Origin of the sequence: Pseudomonas sp. GL-R-26, from assembly GCF_019947365.1 — a bacterium.
Lineage (GTDB): Bacteria > Pseudomonadota > Gammaproteobacteria > Pseudomonadales > Pseudomonadaceae > Aquipseudomonas.
Window position 1 is genome coordinate 653,694 of record NZ_JAGYGI010000001.1, and the last position, 16,497, is coordinate 670,190.

The following is a 16,497-nucleotide window of genomic DNA, read 5'->3' on the forward strand; positions in this document are numbered from 1 at the left end:
GATGGCGGCGGATCAGTCAACTTTGATGTTGAATGACATGGCCTCATCGTGAGCAATCTCGCTCCTACAGGGGATTGTGATTACCGGTGGATCAAGCCGCTGGCTGATCCAGTTCCAGGCCTACGCCCAAACGACGGGACATGCACGGCCAGCGTTTCCACGCGGCGCCGGTGTCCGGGCTGTTGAGCTTCTCGCGGTAGGCTTCTACCGACTCCAGTGCGAAGCTTTCGTCATTGAGCATCTCGTCGATGGCGTGATGCACCACTTCGTCCAGTTGGTTGGCGAACGACTCACCGATCAATTGGTGAGCAATCAGGTTGGCGACAGTCATGTCCAAGGGGATCAGTGGCTGGCCGAAATGCTTGATGTACAGGTCGTTGACCTCTTCGACAAACCGGTGTGCCAGATAGGCTTCATCCAGCAGGCTGTCGAGCCCGACATGGCCAGCCATGATGGCTGGCGGCTGGAGGAAGTACTGTTCGGCGATTGTCAGCACCGGTTTGATCTGTGACTCAATGCCCGCTTCCCTGGCGACATCATTGGCTGCATCCAGCAGATCGGGCACTTCTTCGATGTAAGCGGCGACGAATCGCGTCAGTACACCGTTGGTATCGGCCTCCGGCAATTGGATTGCCGGGTGCAGATGAGGCAATTTACTTTCCAGCTGACGCGTCAGCAGGCCAGTCTCGGCTTCGTGTTGTTGGGCTTTTTGGATCTGCTCGCGCAATGCGGCGGTGTTCATGAAAACTCCAGGAAACAAGGCAATGAAATAGGGAAGACATAACTTAGCTGGCTTACGAAAAATGCTAAGACGCATTTGTCATAATTATTTCATCCTTGAGACGGCCCCGTTATATCGGTTTGCCACCACTCGTCTGCATCCTTCTCCATTCGTGCCCTGCAAAGCAAGTTAATGCTGTTTCAGATCATTTACGCCTTCGCATTGCGAGGTCGGAGTCGCTGTCTATACTCGGGTTGGAATGGAGTTAGCTGATGACGCCCGACTGCATATGCAGCAAGGCCCGGTGCTCAAGTTCGTAGTCTGATGCAGCCGCTCCCTTGCCGCAGGTGAAAGCCGGCGGGATAACAAGAACGATAAGGGGAACCCGCAATGATGCGACATCCACATGTCTGGATGGGCCTCCTGTTGTGGTCGATTTTCAGTCAGGCGCAAGCGGCCTGGACTGTGAATATGGCACCTGGAGCGACTGAAATCAGTCACGCAGTATTCGACCTGCACATGATCATTTTCTGGATCTGTGTGGTGATCGGCATCATCGTATTTGGTGCCATGTTCTGGTCGATGATTCTCCACCGCCGCTCGACCGGGCAGGTGGCCGCCAAATTTCATGAAAGCACCACCGTCGAAATCCTCTGGACCATCGTGCCCTTCCTGATCCTGGTGGCCATGGCGGTTCCCGCTACCGCGACCCTGATCAAGATGTACGACGCCAGCGAGCCGGAAATCGATATCCAGATCACCGGCTACCAGTGGAAGTGGCACTACAAATACCTGGGCCAGGACGTCGAGTTCTTCAGCAACCTGACCACCCCACAGGATCAGATCCACAACAAGGAAACCAAGGGCGAGCACTACCTGCTCGAAGTCGACAAGCCATTGGTGCTGCCGGTCGGTGCCAAAGTGCGCTTCCTGGTGACCTCCGCCGACGTGATCCACTCCTGGTGGGTGCCGGCTTTCGCGGTCAAGCGCGATGCGATTCCCGGGTTCGTCAATGAAGCCTGGACCCGCGTCGACAAGCCCGGCATCTACCGTGGCCAGTGTGCCGAGTTGTGCGGCAAGGATCACGGCTTCATGCCGACCGTGGTCGAGGTCAAGGAAAAGGCCGATTACGAAAAATGGCTGGCCGATCGCAAGACCGAGGCCGCGCAGCTCAAAGAGCTGACCAGCAAGGAATGGACCCTCGACGAGCTCAAGGATCGCGGCGACAAGATCTATCACACCACCTGCGTGGCCTGTCACCAGGCCGAAGGCCAGGGCCTGCCGCCGATGTTCCCGGCGCTCAAGGGCTCGAAGATCGCCACCGGGCCCAAAGAGGCTCACCTGAGCATTGTCTTCCACGGCAAGCCTGGCACCGCCATGGCCGCGTTCGGCAAACAACTCTCGGAAGTCGATATCGCAGCGGTCGTGACCTATGAGCGTAACGCCTGGGGCAACAACAAGGGCGACATGGTCACGCCTAAAGAAGTGCTGGAGCTGAAACAGGCGGAAAGCAAATGACCCGGTCTATTGCGCACGTAAGGAACCGGTCGGGGCTACACACCCTGGCCTGCCCAGCCCATCTGTTTGCAGGAGACAGGACATGACTGCTGTAATCGATGAACATGTTCATACCGCCACCGACCACGCCCACGGCCCCGCCAAAGGCCTGATGCGCTGGGTGCTGACCACCAACCACAAGGACATCGGTACGCTGTACCTGTGGTTTGCGTTCTGCATGTTCCTGCTTGGCGGTTCGTTCGCGATGGTGATTCGCGCCGAGCTGTTTCAGCCGGGGCTGCAGATCGTCCAGCCGGAATTCTTCAACCAGATGACCACCATGCACGGTCTGGTGATGGTATTCGGTGCGGTGATGCCGGCCTTCGTCGGCCTCGCCAACTGGATGATCCCACTGATGATCGGCGCGCCGGACATGGCCCTGCCGCGCATGAACAACTTCAGCTTCTGGCTGTTGCCGGCGGCGTTCCTGCTGCTGGTGTCGACCCTGTTCACCCCCGGTGGCGGGCCGAACTTCGGCTGGACGTTCTACGCACCGCTGTCGACCACCTACGCCCCGGAAAGCGTGACCTTCTTCATCTTCGCCATCCACTTGATGGGGATCAGTTCGATCATGGGCGCGATCAACGTGATCGCCACCATCCTCAACCTGCGCGCCCCCGGCATGACGCTGATGAAAATGCCGTTGTTCGTCTGGACTTGGCTGATCACCGCGTTCCTGCTGATCGCGGTGATGCCGGTACTGGCCGGTTGCGTGACGATGATGCTGATGGACATCCACTTCGGCACCAGTTTCTTCAGTGCCGCCGGTGGCGGAGACCCGGTGCTGTTCCAGCATGTGTTCTGGTTCTTCGGTCACCCCGAGGTGTACATCATGATCCTGCCGGCGTTCGGCGCCGTCAGCTCGATCATTCCGGCCTTTTCGCGCAAGCCGTTGTTCGGCTACACCTCGATGGTCTACGCCACGGCGAGTATCGCGTTCCTGTCGTTCATCGTCTGGGCGCACCACATGTTCGTGGTCGGCATTCCGTTGGTGGGCGAGCTGTTCTTCATGTACGCCACGCTGCTGATCGCGGTGCCTACCGGTGTGAAGGTGTTCAACTGGGCCAGCACCATGTGGCAGGGCTCGCTGACGTTCGAGACGCCGATGCTGTTTGCCGTGGCGTTCGTGATCCTGTTCTCCATCGGCGGTTTCTCCGGGTTGATGCTGGCCATCGCCCCGGCAGACTTCCAGTACCAGGACACCTACTTCGTGGTCGCGCACTTCCACTATGTGCTGGTGCCGGGGGCGATCTTCGGGATCTTCGCCTCGGCCTACTACTGGATGCCGAAATGGACCGGCCACATGTACGACGAAACCCTCGGCAAGCTGCATTTCTGGCTGTCGTTCATCGGCATGAACCTGGCCTTCTTCCCTATGCACTTCGTGGGACTGGCGGGCATGCCGCGACGGATTCCGGACTACAACCTGCAGTTCGCTGACTTCAACATGGTGTCGTCGATCGGCGCATTCATGTTCGGCGCCACGCAGATCTTCTTCCTGTTCATCGTGATCAAGACCATTCGCGGCGGCCCGCCAGCACCAGCCAAACCGTGGGACGGGGCTGAAGGTCTGGAGTGGAGCATTCCGTCGCCGGCGCCGTATCACACCTTCACCACGCCGCCGGAAGTGAAATGAACATCACTTCTGTGAGCACAAGTCAAACCTTTGTGGCGAGGGGGCTTGCCCCCGTTCGGCTGCGCAGCAGTCGCAAAACCAGCCCATGCGGTCTACCTGGTGTAACCAGATTGCAGATATTGGGGCTGCTTCGCAGCCGAACGGGGGCAAGCCCCCTCGCCACAGGTCCGTGTTCATGTCTGGCAGGGCTTGTTGAGGATTGGAATCATGGCTGACTCGATTTCAATGAAGAAACTGGTCACGCGCCTGCTGACCGTGGTGGTGGCAATGTTTGTCTTCGGCTTTGCCCTGGTGCCGATCTACGACGTGATGTGCAAGGCCTTCGGCATTAATGGCAAGACTGGCGGGCAGTACGAGGGTGAGCAGACGGTCGACACCTCGCGGCAGGTGCGCGTGCAGTTTCTGTCGACCAACACCGCTGACATGCCCTGGGACTTCTATCCCAAGGGCGAGGAACTGGTGGCCCATCCGGGGGCGGTGAACGAAATGATCTTCATCGCTCACAACCCCACCGATAAGCCGATGAGTGCCCAGGCCGTGCCGAGCATTGCGCCGAGCACCGCGGCGGCGTACTTCCACAAGACCGAATGCTTCTGCTTTACCCAGCAAGTGCTGCAGCCCGGTCAACGGATCGAGATGCCGGTACGTTTCATCGTTGACCGTGACATGCCCAAGGATGTGAAGCACCTGACGCTGTCTTATACGCTGTTCGATATCACCGCCCGACATCCACCGGTAGCTGTAAACACTGGCGGCTGAGCGTGCCCGATAAGGAGAACAATAAATGGCAACTCATGAACATTATTACGTTCCCGCCCAGAGCAAATGGCCGATCATCGCCACGCTCGGCATGGTCACCACCGTGTACGGCCTGGCTACCTGGTTCAACGATCTGAAAGCGGCGCGTCCGGAGTCCCATGGGCCGCTGATCTTTTTCGTCGGCGGGCTGTTGGTGGCCTACATGCTGTTCGGCTGGTTCGGTACGGTGATCAAGGAAAGTCGCGGCGGCTTGTACAGCGCACAGATGGATCGTTCGTTCCGCTGGGGCATGAGCTGGTTCATTTTCTCGGAGGTGATGTTCTTCATCGCCTTTTTTGGTGCGCTGTTCTATGTCCGTCACATCTCCGGGCCGGCGCTCGGCGGTGAAGGCGCCAAAGGCATCGCGCACATGCTGTGGCCGAACTTCCAGTTCACCTGGCCGCTGCTGAGCAACCCCGACTCGAAACTGTTTCCGCCGCCCAAGGAAGTCATCAGCCCCTGGGGCCTGCCGCTGCTCAACACCGTGTTGCTGGTGAGTTCCAGCGTGACCGTGACCATCGCCCACCATGCCTTGAAAAAGGGCCATCGCGGCGCACTGAAACTCTGGCTGGCGCTCACCGTATTGCTCGGTTGTGCGTTCCTCACCTTCCAGGCCGAAGAGTACATGCACGCCTACCATGAACTGGGCCTGACCCTGGGTTCGGGTATCTACGGCGCGACCTTCTTCATGCTCACCGGGTTCCACGGCGCCCACGTCACCATCGGCACCATCATCCTGTTCGTGATGCTGGTGCGGATCATGCGCGGGCACTTCGACAACGAGCACCAGTTCGGTTTCGAAGCGGCGAGCTGGTACTGGCACTTCGTGGATGTGGTGTGGATCGGGCTGTTTGTTTTCGTCTATGTGCTCTGAGGCTGTGAACTTTTAGTTACCAGGGGGCATGTGAAACCAGCTGGCCGCTGAAAAAACCCCAGGTGATCAGACCCAGGGTAATGGCGGCCAGAGTGACACGCACACTCAAGGCAATGACGAGGCGGTTTGAGCGGCTGTCGTCCTTGACCAGAAAAAACAGGCCGCTGAACAGGCTGACAACCGTGGCAATCAGCATCAGGACGATGGCTGCTTTGAGCATGGTGAGACTCCGGGGGGATAAGCGATGCACTTGAGTATAGCTATCGCGATGACCGACTTTCTGGCGATGCCATGAAACGCTTTCGGCCGGGTATCGTGCCAACGCTGGTGGTGGCGCTGTTGCTGCCGCTGCTGGTGTCCCTGGGGTTCTGGCAATTGAGCCGGGGCGCGGAGAAAAGCGCGCTGCTGCAAAACTACGCCGAGCGCCGGGCCGCTGAGCCGATGGCCAGCACCGAACTGCAACACACGACAGACCCGGCCTTCCGTCGGGTTCACCTGTACGGCCGGTTCGATGCCGAACACAGCCTGCTGCTGGATAACAGTCAACGCAACGGCAGGGTCGGCGTCGAGCTGTTGCAGCCATTTCACGATCAGGCCAGCGGGCTTTGGCTGTTGGTCAATCGCGGCTGGTTGCCTTGGCCGGAGCGCCGCACACCACCGCAATTCAAGACACCTGGCGAAGCAGTCAGCCTCGACGCATGGGTCTACGTCTCCCCCGGGGCGACGTTCCAATTGCACGCAGACCCCACAACGTTGACATGGCCGAAGCTGATTACGGCCGTTGAGCCAGACAAACTCTGGACAGCACTGAGCCGCGAAGGCTTTGCCTACGAACTGCGCGCCGAAACCGGCCCCGCCACCTATCAGGCCGACTGGCCGGTAGTCGCCATGGGTCCTGAAAAACACATCGCTTATGCCGTGCAGTGGTTCGCCATGGCGATCGCCCTGTTCGGTCTTTATCTCTATCTCGGCTGGCACAACGCAAAGGAGAAACACCATGGGAGCGGCCATGAATCCACCCAGCATGTCTGAGGCGAAACCGTCGGTGAACCGGCGCAAGGGCCGTATGCAACTGCTGCTGATCCTGCTCGGGGTGATCGGTCCGATGATCCTCGCCACCGGCATGTACAAGCTGAATTTCTGGGTGCCCGAGGGCCGCAGTTATCACGGCGAACTGATCGGCAACGGTCAGACCCGCGCGGACATCGGCGTGCAGGCCCAGGAAGATCGCTGGCAGTTACTGGTGACCGCGCCTAAGGATTGCGCGGTGGATTGTCAGCAACTGGTGTATCTGGCGCGGCAAATCCAGATCGGCCTGGGCCGCGATGCATCCCGCGCCAGCCATGCATTGGCCGCCGCGCAGACGCTGAACAGCGATTACGAGACTAAACTTCAACGCGAGTACCCGCAGTTGCAACGCTATTCACTGGACTTGCCTGCCTACACAAAAGGCGCCCAGAGCAATGACGCGCCGCACCTGTGGATCATCGACCCCCACGGCAATCTTGTGCTGCGCTACGACCCGTCGGTGAAGGGCAAGGACCTGCTCAACGATCTGCGCCACCTGTTGAAACTGTCGAACATCGGATAAGGGCATCGTCATGGCCAAACCTGGATTTCGCCTCGCGTTGTTTGCCACCTTGCTGGCACTGATTGTGGTGTTGCTCGGCGCCTACACCCGCCTCACCCACGCCGGCCTCGGCTGCCCGGACTGGCCCGGTTGCTACGGCTTCATCAGCGTGCCGAAAAGCGAAGCCCAGCTGGCCCATGCCGAATTGCATTTCCCGGACGCTCCGGTCGAGGCCCACAAGGGCTGGAACGAGATGGTCCACCGCTACTTCGCCGGCACGCTGGGGCTGTTGATCGCGGTGTTGGCCGGTCGTTCGTGGATGCATCGCCGCCATCCCGGACAGCCGGTGAAGCTGCCGTTGTTTCTGTTGGCGGTGGTATTTGGCCAGGCCGCGTTCGGCATGTGGACGGTAACGCTCAAGCTCTGGCCGCAGGTGGTTACCGGGCATTTGCTGGGCGGCTTCGCGACCTTGAGCCTATTGTTTCTGCTGACCTTGCGCCTGTCCGGCGTACTGCCGGCGCTGACCGTGCCACGACGTTTGCAGCACTGGGCGACGGCGGGGCTGTTGCTGGTGATCGGGCAAATCGCTCTCGGCGGCTGGGTCAGTTCCAACTATGCCGCGGTGGCCTGTATCGACTTCCCGACCTGCCACGGCCAGTGGTTGCCAGCGGCGGACTTCGCCAATGGTTTTCACCTGACCCAGCACATCGGTCCGAACTACCTCGGCGGGCAACTGGACAGCGACGCCCGTACGGCGATTCACCTGACTCACCGCATCGGCGCGTTGCTGGTCACCCTGGTATTGCTCGGTCTGGCGTGGCAACTGAAGGCAGTTGGCATGACGCGCCTGGCAGGCCTGGTGCTGATCGCCCTTGGCGCACAAATCACTTTGGGCATCAGCAACGTGTTGTTCCATCTGCCGCTGCCAGTGGCCGTCGCGCATAACGCGGGCGGCGCGGCGCTGTTGCTGACCATGGTGCTGGTCAATTACCACGCCCGAACCAGCCTGGTCCGGGTCAAGCAAGCGCGCTGGCACTTCAGCCCGCGTAAACACTCAGCCGGGCCCATAACAATAAAAGGAGAGATGCCATGGCGATTCTGATCGGCGAACGTCCCAGTCAGGCGATCTGGCGTGATTACCTGGAACTGACCAAACCCAAAGTCGTGGTGCTGATGCTCATCACTTCACTGGTGGGGATGTTCCTCGCGACCCGTGCCGGGGTGCCGTGGACGGTGCTGATTTTCGGCAACCTGGGCATCGCCCTGTGTGCCGGCGGTGCGGCGGCGGTCAATCATGTGGTGGACCGGCGGATCGACGCGGTGATGGCGCGCACCCACAAACGGCCGCTCGCCGAAGGCCGGGTTTCGCCAACCGCCGCGCTGACGTTCGCACTGGTATTGGCGGTCCTCGGACAAGCCATGCTGCTGGCGTTCACCAACCCGCTGACTGCATGGCTGACCCTCGCCTCGTTGCTCGGCTACGCGGTGGTCTACACCGGATTCCTCAAGCGCGCGACCCCGCAGAACATCGTCATCGGTGGTCTGGCCGGTGCCGCGCCGCCATTGCTCGGCTGGACCGCCGCCACCGGTCATGTCAGCGCCGAGCCACTGCTGCTGGTGCTGATCATATTCGCCTGGACCCCGCCGCACTTCTGGGCGCTGGCGATCCATCGCAAGGAGGAATACGCCAAGGCCGACATACCGATGCTGCCGGTCACCCATGGCGAACACTACACCAAGATTCACATCCTGCTTTATACCTTCGCATTGCTTGCCGTCAGCCTGATGCCTTATGTGATCCACATGAGCGGCACGCTCTACCTGGTCTGCGCGCTCGGACTGGGTGCGCGGTTTCTGCAATGGGCCGTGGTGCTGTACCGTGGCACTCGGCCGCACGCGGCGATCAACACGTTCAAGTACTCTATTTACTACTTGTTCCTGCTGTTTATCGCCCTGCTCGTAGACCACTACCTACTGTTGAACCTATGACTCGAACCCAGAAAACCGTCTTCATACTCGTCGCCCTGGTCGCCCTGATCCTGGGCCTGACCGTCAACAAGGTGCTGTCCGGGAAAAACCAGGGCGATCCGACGGCGCTGATCGACGCTGGCATCATCTTGTTGCCGCAGAGCCGGAATCTGCCGGACGTGATGATGACCAACCAGGATGGCCAGCCGGTCGCGATCAATGAATTGAAAGGCAAGTGGAGCTTGCTGTTCTTCGGCTACACCTTCTGCCCGGACATCTGCCCGACCACCCTCGCCCAGTTGCGGCAGATCAAGAGCGAGTTGCCACCCGAGGCTGTGGATAAATTGCAAATCGTGCTGGTCAGTATCGACCCCAATCGCGATACGCCCAAGCAGCTCAAGCAGTATCTGGGCTATTTCGATCCGCAGTTTGTTGGCCTGACCCCGGCGTCGACCGATGAGCTGCAAACGATCGCCAACGCGGTGAGCATTCCATTCATTCCGGCGGACACCAGCAAGCCGAACTACACCGTTGACCACAGCGGTAACCTTGCGGTGATCGGGCCGGACGGCACCCAGCGCGGGTTCATTCGGGCGCCGTTGAACAATGCGAAGCTGGTGGCGCAGTTGCCGGTGATGCTCAAGCGCAACTGAAAGCACCACCAAACCCTGTGGGGGCTGTGTTTCAGGCACAAAAAAAGGGCGCATTCGATGCGCCCTTTTTTCGTTGCAGCAGTTCGATCAGAACGCCGGCACCACCGCGCCTTTGTACTTCTCGAGAATGAAGGCCTTCACTTCCGGGCTGTGCAGGGCAGCGACCAGTTTCTTCATCGCTTCGCTGTCCTTGTCGTCCGGGCGAGCCACCAGAATGTTCACGTAAGGCGAGTCGCTGCCTTCGATGAACAGCGCGTCCTTGGCCGGATCAAGCTTGGCTTCCAGCGCGTAGTTGGTGTTGATCAGCGCCAGGTCGACCTGGGTCAGCACGCGCGGGATGGTCGCGGCTTCCAGTTCGCGGATTTTCAGGTCCTTGGTGTTCTCGGTGATGTCCTTGACGGTCGACAGGATGTTGTTCGAATCCTTCAACTTGATCAGGCCGGCCTTGGCCATCAGCAGCAGCGCACGGCCGCCGTTGGTGGCGTCGTTCGGGATCACCACGTTGGCACCGCCAGGCAGTTCGGCAATGGTCTTGTACTTGCTGGAGTAAGCGCCCAGGGGCTCCAGGTGCACGCCGGTTACGGAAACCAGGTGGGTGCCCTTGGCCTTGTTGAACTCATCCAGGTACGGCTGGTGCTGGAAGAAGTTGGCATCCAGGCGTTTTTCCGCGACCTGCACGTTCGGCTGGATGTAGTCGGTGAATACCTTGACCTTCAGGTCCACGCCTTCTTTGGCCAGGGTCGGCTTCACGAATTCGAGGATCTCGGCGTGTGGCACTGGAGTGGCCGCAACGGTCAGGGTTTCAGCGTGAGCAGAGAACGCGGCAACGGCCGCGAAGGCCACGAGTAGTTTTTTCATTCAGCTAACTCCTTGTGCGGCGCCGGTTACCGGCGCCTGCCAGCGAATGGCCGGCTCATGTCTTTATTTACGGGAGAAATGCACAACCAATTTGTCGCCAACGGTTTGCAGTACCTGGACCAGTACCAGCAGCAACACCACGGTCACCACCATCACATCGGTCTGGAAACGCTGGTAGCCGAAGCGGATCGCCAGGTCACCCAGACCACCGGCACCCACGACACCGGCCATCGCCGTGTAGGACACCAGTGTAATGGCTGTCACCGTAATCGCCGCGAAGATGCCCGGGCGAGCCTCCGGCAGCAAGGCATTGGTGATGATCTGTCGCGTGGTCGCGCCCATGGCCTGGGTCGCTTCGATGATGCCGCGATCCACTTCACGCAGGGCGGTTTCCACCAGGCGGGCGAAGAACGGCGTGGCACCCACCACTAGCGGCGGGATCGCACCGGCGACACCCAGGGACGTACCGGTGATCAACACGGTGAACGGAATCATCACGATCAACAGGATGATGAACGGCAGCGAACGCAGGATGTTCACCATCAGCGACAACATCGCGTAGACGCCTTTGGCTTCCAGCAACTGGCGCGGGCTGCACAGGAACAGCAGCACGCCCAGCGGCAAGCCGAGCAGCACGGTGAACAACAGCGAACCGCCGAGCATCAGCAGGGTGTCGCCGGTGGCCAGCCAGATTTCGAACCAGTCGATATTGGCGAAGAAACTTGTCAGGGCTTCCATTAGCGCAGCACCTCCATGTGGACGTCGGCTGCGGTGAAGCGGGCAAAGGCCGCTTCCATGTCACCGCCGGTCACGGCCAGGGTCAGTTGCCCGTAAGGGATGTCTTTGATGCGGTCGATACGACCGGCCAGGATGCTGTAGTCCACGCCGGTTTCCCGGGCGACAGTGCCCAGCAGAGGCGCGTAGGTCGCTTCGCCCTGGAAGGTCAGACGCAGGATGCGCCCCGGGACGTGAGCGAAGTCGTCACGCTGTTCGCTTTCGTCGATCTGCTCGTCTTCCTGCACGAAGCGCTTGGTGGTCGGGTGCTTCGGATGCAGGAACACTTCGGCCACCGAGCCTTGCTCGACGATCACGCCGGCGTCCATCACGGCTACCTGGTCGCAGACCCGGCGGATCACGTCCATCTCGTGGGTGATCAAGACGATGGTCAGTTTCAGCTCGCGGTTGATCTCGGCCAGCAATTGCAAGACCGATGCGGTGGTTTGCGGGTCGAGGGCGCTGGTGGCTTCATCGCACAGCAGGATTTTCGGCTTGGTCGCCAGCGCACGGGCAATGCCGACACGCTGCTTCTGTCCGCCAGACAATTGCGCCGGGTATTTCTTGGCGTGGTCGGACAAACCGACCCGCGCCAGCAACTCGGCCACGCGAGAATCGATCTCGCTGCGCGACAGTTCGCCGGCCAGGGTCAGCGGCAGCGCCACGTTGTCAGCGACAGTCTTGGAGGCCAGCAGGTTGAAGTGCTGGAAAATCATCCCGACCTGCTGACGGAAGCGGCGCAGGCCGTTGGCGTCGAGAGCGGTGACTTCTTCACCGTCGACAATGATCTTGCCGCCGCTGGAATTTTCCAGGCGATTGATCAGACGCAGCAGGGTACTTTTTCCTGCGCCGGAATGACCGATCAAGCCGTAAACCTGCCCGTTCTCAATCGTCAGACTGGTCGGATGCAGGGCGGGGATTTCCTTACCGGCGACGCGGTAGGTTTTATGGACGTTTTGAAACTCGATCACGTAGCGAACCTTGTGGGGCGCGTTAGAAAAGGATCAGCGGTTAGCCGGGCGCGCATTTTAGCCTGTCCGTATAGAGGTTCTTAGCATTTATTTCGCATTTGTCCTGTCATTTGGCAATAACGCGATCAAAGGTCAGGAAAAAGGAACGGCTGAAGAAGCTCGCCCAAAGCCGAAGGCAATTTCGACCTGGTGGGCAGCATCGGTTTTGGGACAGGGAGGCGAAGGCCAAGGTGATTCCGGCCTGAGAGTTTTTTTGCCAGATAGGACGCCTTCGCGGGCAAGCCCGCGAAGCTTTTCAGGGTTTCCGAGGGCTAAGAACCATCTGCGCCGGAACACTGCGCAAAATCTGCCGCTCCAGCTTCAGATCAAACTCGGGATCGAGCTTCTTCACTCGTTTGGTCAGCAAGTTAGCCAGCCAAGGGTAATCGTTGGTACGCGGAGCCTGAATGCTCACGTCGCACTGAAAGTTCACCACATCGGCGGCGATGGCATCCAGTTGGCGACGCAGTTTGCCCATATCGTTGATATTCAGCACGACCGTGGTGCTTTCAGCCGTCAGGTCGATAACCTTGGCTTTTGGCCTGGCTTCGGCAGCCTTGAGGGCGGCTTCGGCTTTTTCCAGCTCGGCCTTGCGTGCCTGGGCAATCGAGCCGTTGACTCCGCCGGTCAGTGCCGGAGCCTTGGGCATCAGCGCGCGGGCACGGCTCAAGGCGGTCGCGGCGGCATCCACATCACCCTTTTGCAGCACGATCTGGCTGCGACGCAGATAGGCTTCGGCCAACTGCCGCTGATATTGCTCAAGGGACGCATCGTTGGGCGATTCGGCCTGCAAGGCTGCCAATTGGTCCTCGGCGGTGGCCAGTTCATCGCTGGCGATGTTTTGTTCCAGCTGCACGATGGCCGTGGCCCGTGCATCGGCGGCCTTGGTGGCTTCCGATGGCGTGCTTTGGCAGGCGCCCAGCAGCAAAGAAAATGCGACAAGGAGCAGATAACGGGAGGCGAACGACTTCATTCCTGCGACTCTCTATTTGCGCAAAAAACGAGCAAGTCTACACCCCTCGACGGGGCAGAACAAAACTCAGCAGAAATAGCGCGGCGGCCGTCACCACAATCGACGGGCCGGCCGGGGTGTCCTTGAACCATGACAGCGCCAGCCCGCCACACACGGCGAGTATGCCCAGCAGGCTCGCGCCCAGTGCCATCTGTTCTGGCGAGCGGGCGTGACGTTGTGCCGCAGCCGCCGGGATGATCAGCAACGAAGTGATCAGCAATACCCCGACAATTTTCATCGCCACGGCAATCACTACGGCGATCAACAGCATCAGGGCCAGGCGCAATCCCGCCACCGGCAGGCCTTCGACCCTGGCCAGTTCTTCATGCACCGTGATCGCCAGCAGTGGGCGCCACAACGCAACCAGCAAGAGCAGTACCGCAGCGCTACCGCCGAGGATCCAGGCCAGATCGGTCGGGCTGATCGCCAGCAGGTCGCCGAACAGATAAGCCATAAGGTCGATCCGCACTTCGTGCATGAAGCTTAGTACCACCAGGCCCAGAGAGAGCGTGCTGGGTGCGAGAATTCCCAAAAGCGTGTCGGATGCCAGTGGCTGGCGTTGTTGCAAGGTCACCAGCATCACCGCCAACAGCAAGCAGCCAACGGTGACGGCAACGGTCGGGCTGACATCCAGCAGGAAGCCCAGGGCCACGCCGAGCAATGCCGCGTGGGACAGGGTGTCGCCGAAATAGGCCATGCGCCGCCAGACCACGAAAGACCCCAGCGGGCCTGCGACGACGGCCAGGGCCAGGCCTGCAAGCAGGGCGTAGAGCAGAAAATCAGCCATGCTTGCAGCTATCTCCGTGAACATGGGGTTGACCCGACGCGGGCGCCTTGACCACCGAACCATGCAAGTCGTGGGCGTGGTCGTGATGGTGGTGATAAATCGCCAGGCTTTGTGCGTTTTTTCCGAACAGCTCGACGAATGCCGGATCGCCGCTGACCTGCTCGGGATGGCCGGAACAGCAGACGTGACGATTGAGGCAAACCACCTGATCGGTGGTGCTCATCACCAGGTGCAAATCGTGGGAGACCATCAGCACGCCGCAACCGTGACGGTCACGCAGGCGGGTGATCAGGCTGTACAGCTCAGCCTGGCCGGCCACGTCGACACCCTGTACCGGTTCGTCGAGTACCAGCAGTTCCGGTTCGCGCAACAAGGCTCGGGCCAGCAACACACGTTGCATTTCGCCACCGGAAACGCTTTGCACCGGGCTGTCGATCACCTGTTCGGCACCGACTTCCTTGAGTGCCGCCAAGGCCATCGCACGGTCCACGCCCGGCACCAGGCGCAAGAAACGCAGGACCGACAGCGGGAGGGTTGGATCGACATGAAGTTTTTGCGGCATGTAACCGACCCGCAGTTTCGGCTTGCGCCAGACGCTGCCGCGGTCTGGTTTCAACAGGCCGAGCACGGCACGCACCAGGGTGGTTTTGCCGGCGCCGTTGGGGCCGATCAGGGTAACGATCTGCCCCGGCTCGACGCTCAGCTCGATGTTGTCCAGCACCGATTGCCCGGCGAACGTGACGGCAACCTGCTCAAGACGGATCAGCGCGTTGCTCATCAAGCCCCCTGACAACCCGAGCAGAGACCGACCACTTCGACAGTCTGGCCTTCGACCACAAACCCGACATCCCTGGCGCTGGCGATGATCGCGTCGCTGATGGATCTTTGCTCAAGTTCGATCGCGGCGTGGCACATACGGCAGATCAGGAACTGACCCTGGTGAGCATGTTCCGGGTGATTGCAGCCGATGAAGGCGTTGAGCGAAGAAATCCGATGGACCAGGCCGTTTTCCAGCAGGAAATCCAGCGCGCGGTACACTGTCGGCGGCGCGGCACGGCGACCGTCCTGCTCGCTGAGGACCGCGAGAATGTCGTAGGCACCCAAGGGCTTGTGGCTTTGCCACACCAGTTCCAGTACTCGCCGACGCAACGCGGTCAGGCGCAGGCCTTGACGTGCGCACAGGACATCGGCCTCGGACAAAGCGCTGTGAACGCAATGTGAGTGGTCGTGGGGACGGCTGGCGATCGGTGTTTTTAGCATGAGCGGCGACGAGTTTTGTGAGAGACGTTATTATGTTACCCGTTCTCGCCTCTTCGAGTGGTCATCGTGTCCCGACTTTTTTCTGTTTTTGTCGCATTTATCGCAAGTTTTCTGCTGATCGGTTCAGCGCAGGCCGAGGTCAAGGTCCTTACCAGCATCAAGCCTCTGCAGTTGATCGCCGCGGCGGTGCAGGACGGCGTGGCGATCCCCGAGGTTTTGCTGCCGCCGGGGGCCTCACCGCATAACTATGCGTTGCGCCCTTCCGACGTACGCAAGGTGCAATCGGTGGACCTTCTGTACTGGATCGGCCCGGACATGGAAGGCTTCCTGCCACGGGTGCTCAATGGTCGTACGTTGCCCAACGTCGCCGTGCAGGATTTGCCGGGCATGAAACTGCGCCGCTTTGCCGAAGATAGCCACTCCCACGCCGAAGAAGCCGACGAACATGACCACGATCACCGTCCGGGCAGCCTCGATGCGCACCTGTGGCTGTCGCCGGTCAACGCCCGGGTCATCGCCACGAAAATGGCCGCTGACCTGAGTGCCGCCGATCCTGACAATGCCGCGCGCTATCAGAGCAATCTGAAAGCCTTTGACGAGCGTCTCGATGCGTTGGATGCGCGCCTGAAGAAACGCCTGGCCGATGTTCAGGGCAAGCCCTACTTCGTGTTCCACGAAGCCTTCGACTACTTCGAAGACGCCTACGGCCTCAAGCACGTGGGTGTGTTCAGCGTCGCGGCCGAAGTGCAGCCCGGTGCCCAGCATGTCGCGGCAATGCGCGCGCGGTTGCAGGAAGTCGGCAAGACTTGCGTGTTCAGCGAACCGCCGCTACGGCCGCGCCTGGCGGAAACCCTGGTGGCGGGCTTGCCGGTGAAGCTGGCTGAACTGGATGCGCTGGGCGGGTACACGCCGGCGACTGCTCAGGGCTATGAGCAGGTGTTGGAGAAGCTGGGGAATGATCTGGCGGGGTGCCTGGAGTCGTTGTAACCGACACCAGACCCTGTGGGAGCGAGCAAGCT

The 16,497-nt window shown here is 60.3% G+C and carries 19 protein-coding genes; 10 read left to right on the plus strand and 9 right to left on the minus strand.

The window, feature by feature from the left end:
- Positions 1-91 precede the first annotated feature (91 nt).
- Positions 92-742, minus strand: coding sequence for a hypothetical protein (locus tag KGA96_RS02990; protein WP_223465134.1), 651 nt, complete (start codon positions 740-742; stop codon positions 92-94).
- 369 nt (positions 743-1,111) lie between these two features.
- Between KGA96_RS02990 and coxB the strand changes: the two genes are divergently transcribed.
- The 4 genes from coxB to KGA96_RS03010 all read left to right on the plus strand — a co-directional run bounded on the left by coxB (position 1,112) and on the right by KGA96_RS03010 (position 5,586).
- On the plus strand, positions 1,112-2,239 hold the full coding sequence (gene coxB, locus KGA96_RS02995) for a cytochrome c oxidase subunit II (protein ID WP_046042691.1): 1,128 nt from the start codon (positions 1,112-1,114) through the stop codon (positions 2,237-2,239).
- A gap of 82 nt (positions 2,240-2,321) precedes the next feature.
- Positions 2,322-3,914, plus strand: coding sequence for a cytochrome c oxidase subunit I (gene ctaD / locus KGA96_RS03000; protein ID WP_046042690.1), 1,593 nt, complete (start codon positions 2,322-2,324; stop codon positions 3,912-3,914).
- Between the two features lie 207 nt (positions 3,915-4,121).
- On the plus strand, positions 4,122-4,673 hold the full coding sequence (locus tag KGA96_RS03005) for a cytochrome c oxidase assembly protein (RefSeq protein WP_046042689.1): 552 nt from the start codon (positions 4,122-4,124) through the stop codon (positions 4,671-4,673).
- Between the two features lie 25 nt (positions 4,674-4,698).
- Positions 4,699-5,586 (plus strand): cytochrome c oxidase subunit 3, encoded by an 888-nt coding sequence (locus KGA96_RS03010; protein ID WP_046042688.1) that lies wholly within the window; start codon positions 4,699-4,701, stop codon positions 5,584-5,586.
- 16 nt (positions 5,587-5,602) lie between these two features.
- Here KGA96_RS03010 and KGA96_RS03015 read toward each other — a convergent pair whose 3' ends face one another.
- Positions 5,603-5,806, minus strand: coding sequence for a twin transmembrane helix small protein (locus KGA96_RS03015; protein WP_007969817.1), 204 nt, complete (start codon positions 5,804-5,806; stop codon positions 5,603-5,605).
- 71 nt (positions 5,807-5,877) lie between these two features.
- On the opposite strand from KGA96_RS03015, the gene KGA96_RS03020 reads away from it, so the two are divergent.
- From KGA96_RS03020 to KGA96_RS03040, 5 genes are read left to right on the plus strand one after another with little or no spacing between them, the layout of a single operon-like run.
- Positions 5,878-6,618 carry an SURF1 family protein gene (locus tag KGA96_RS03020; RefSeq protein WP_046042687.1) on the plus strand — a complete coding sequence of 247 codons (741 nt, stop codon included), beginning with the start codon at positions 5,878-5,880 and terminating at the stop codon, positions 6,616-6,618.
- Entirely contained in the window at positions 6,584-7,177 is a 594-nt protein-coding gene (locus KGA96_RS03025) for a hypothetical protein (RefSeq protein WP_046042686.1), read from the plus strand. The genes KGA96_RS03020 and KGA96_RS03025 overlap by 35 nt, the downstream gene beginning before the upstream one ends.
- A gap of 10 nt (positions 7,178-7,187) precedes the next feature.
- Complete coding sequence (locus tag KGA96_RS03030) at positions 7,188-8,258, plus strand: COX15/CtaA family protein (protein WP_046042685.1); 1,071 nt, start codon at positions 7,188-7,190, stop codon at positions 8,256-8,258.
- Positions 8,246-9,145 (plus strand): heme o synthase, encoded by a 900-nt coding sequence (gene cyoE, locus KGA96_RS03035; protein WP_008045805.1) that lies wholly within the window; start codon positions 8,246-8,248, stop codon positions 9,143-9,145. The genes KGA96_RS03030 and cyoE overlap by 13 nt, the downstream gene beginning before the upstream one ends.
- The gene (locus KGA96_RS03040; RefSeq protein ID WP_046042684.1) at positions 9,142-9,777 is read left to right on the plus strand and encodes an SCO family protein; all 636 of its coding nucleotides are present in this window, start codon (positions 9,142-9,144) and stop codon (positions 9,775-9,777) included. The genes cyoE and KGA96_RS03040 overlap by 4 nt, the downstream gene beginning before the upstream one ends.
- An 87-nt stretch (positions 9,778-9,864) precedes the next feature.
- On the opposite strand, the gene KGA96_RS03045 is transcribed toward KGA96_RS03040, so the two are convergent.
- From KGA96_RS03045 to zur, 7 genes are all read right to left on the minus strand, one after another.
- A complete protein-coding gene (locus KGA96_RS03045; protein WP_046042683.1) occupies positions 9,865-10,635 on the minus strand; it encodes a MetQ/NlpA family ABC transporter substrate-binding protein in 771 nt (256 codons plus the stop codon).
- A 63-nt stretch (positions 10,636-10,698) separates the two neighbouring features.
- Positions 10,699-11,373, minus strand: coding sequence for a methionine ABC transporter permease (locus KGA96_RS03050; protein ID WP_046042682.1), 675 nt, complete (start codon positions 11,371-11,373; stop codon positions 10,699-10,701).
- Positions 11,373-12,380, minus strand: a complete 1,008-nt coding sequence (locus KGA96_RS03055) for a methionine ABC transporter ATP-binding protein (RefSeq protein WP_046042681.1) — start codon at positions 12,378-12,380, stop codon at positions 11,373-11,375. Before KGA96_RS03055 ends, KGA96_RS03050 begins: the two co-directional genes overlap by 1 nt.
- Positions 12,381-12,675: 295 nt before the next feature.
- Positions 12,676-13,392, minus strand: coding sequence for a PA5502 family lipoprotein (locus KGA96_RS03060; protein ID WP_046042680.1), 717 nt, complete (start codon positions 13,390-13,392; stop codon positions 12,676-12,678).
- 37 nt (positions 13,393-13,429) lie between these two features.
- Entirely contained in the window at positions 13,430-14,218 is a 789-nt protein-coding gene (gene znuB, locus KGA96_RS03065; RefSeq protein WP_046042679.1) for a zinc ABC transporter permease subunit ZnuB, read from the minus strand.
- Positions 14,211-14,996: a zinc ABC transporter ATP-binding protein ZnuC gene (gene znuC, locus KGA96_RS03070; RefSeq protein WP_046042678.1), complete on the minus strand. Its 786-nt coding sequence runs from the start codon at positions 14,994-14,996 to the stop codon at positions 14,211-14,213. The genes znuB and znuC overlap by 8 nt, the downstream gene beginning before the upstream one ends.
- Entirely contained in the window at positions 14,996-15,478 is a 483-nt protein-coding gene (gene zur, locus KGA96_RS03075; protein ID WP_046042677.1) for a zinc uptake transcriptional repressor Zur, read from the minus strand. Before zur ends, znuC begins: the two co-directional genes overlap by 1 nt.
- 66 nt (positions 15,479-15,544) lie before the next feature.
- Here zur and znuA point away from each other — a divergent pair, with 66 nt between their 5' ends.
- Complete coding sequence (gene znuA, locus KGA96_RS03080) at positions 15,545-16,465, plus strand: zinc ABC transporter substrate-binding protein ZnuA (protein WP_185754837.1); 921 nt, start codon at positions 15,545-15,547, stop codon at positions 16,463-16,465.
- Positions 16,466-16,497 lie beyond the last annotated feature (32 nt).